Genomic DNA, 1,377 nt, shown 5'->3' on the forward strand with positions numbered 1-1,377 from the left:
CTTCGGCGCCGGCATGGTGGTGATCATGCTGTGGCGTCCGCGCGGCCTGCTGGCCCACCGCGACCCGACCATCCTCCTGCATGGCGGCAAAAAGCCCGCCGCGGGAGCCGCGAAATGAGCGCCGTCATGACTGAAAAGCCGCTTCTGTCGGTCGAACACCTGACCATGCGCTTCGGCGGTCTGGTGGCGAACAACGACGTGTCGTTCGAGGCGCGGGCGGGCGAGATCACCGCGCTGATCGGCCCCAATGGTGCCGGCAAGACGACGCTGTTCAACTGCGTCACCGGCTTCTACACGCCGACGGTGGGGCGGCTGACGCTGCGCCATCCGCAGGGCAAGGAATTCCTGCTGGAGCGGATGCCGGGCTACCGCATCGCCCAGCTGGCGGGCGTGGCGCGCACCTTCCAGAACATCCGGCTGTTCAGCGGCATGAGCGTTCTGGAGAACCTGATCGTCGCCCAGCACAACAAGCTGATGCGGGCGTCGGGCTTCGCCATCGCCGGCCTGTTGGGCCTGCCCGGCTTCCGCAAGGCCGAGCATGAGGCGGTGGAGCTGGCGAAATACTGGCTGGACCGGGTGCGGCTGACCGAGTTCGCCGACTGGGAAGCCGGCAATTTGCCCTACGGCGCCCAGCGCCGGCTGGAGATCGCGCGCGCCATGTGCACCGAGCCGGTGCTGCTGTGCCTGGACGAGCCGGCGGCCGGCCTGAACCCGCGCGAGTCGGGGGAGCTGGCCGAGATCCTGACCTTCATCCGCGACGTGCAGACCCCGCAGGGTCACCGCACGGGCGTGCTGCTGATCGAGCATGACATGAGCGTGGTGATGCGCATTTCCGACCATGTGGTGGTGCTGGACTATGGCCGGAAGATTTCCGACGGCACTCCGGAGCATGTGAAGAACGACCCGGCGGTGATCCGTGCCTATCTGGGCGAGGACGAGGACGAGGCGCTGCCGCCGGAGGTCGCCGCCGACCTGCACATCGCGCCCACCGCCGGCCAGAAGGGAGCCTGAACCATGCTGAAGGTATCGGGCGTCCACACCTTCTACGGCGCCATCGAGGCGCTGAAGGGCATCGACATCGAGATCGGCGCCGGCGAGATCGTCTCGCTGATCGGCGCCAACGGGGCCGGCAAGTCGACGCTGCTGATGACGATCTGCGGCAGCCCGCGGGCGCGCCAGGGCCGGGTGTTCTTCGAGGGCGAGGACATCACCGACCTGCCCACCCACGAGATCGTGCGGCGCGGCATCGCGCAAAGCCCGGAAGGCCGGCGCATCTTCCCGCGGATGACGGTGCTGGAAAACCTGCAGATGGGCTCCATCGTGGCGCAGCCCGGCAGCTTCGAGCGCGAGCTTGAGCGGGTGCTGACGCTGTTCCCG

Annotated in this window: 2 protein-coding genes; both read left to right on the plus strand. The window is 68.2% G+C overall.

Annotation, left to right across the window (positions count from 1 at the left end):
• The first annotated feature begins 114 nt into the window (after window positions 1-114).
• Entirely contained in the window at window positions 115-1,011 is an 897-nt protein-coding gene (locus tag TSH64_RS06780; protein WP_109096088.1) for an ABC transporter ATP-binding protein, read from the plus strand.
• Between the two features lie 3 nt (window positions 1,012-1,014).
• The coding region (locus TSH64_RS06785) for an ATP-binding cassette domain-containing protein (protein WP_146208114.1) at window positions 1,015-1,377 on the plus strand (363 nt) is incomplete at its 3' end.

It is taken from the genome of Azospirillum sp. TSH64, assembly GCF_003116035.1.
Taxonomy (GTDB): domain Bacteria; phylum Pseudomonadota; class Alphaproteobacteria; order Azospirillales; family Azospirillaceae; genus Azospirillum.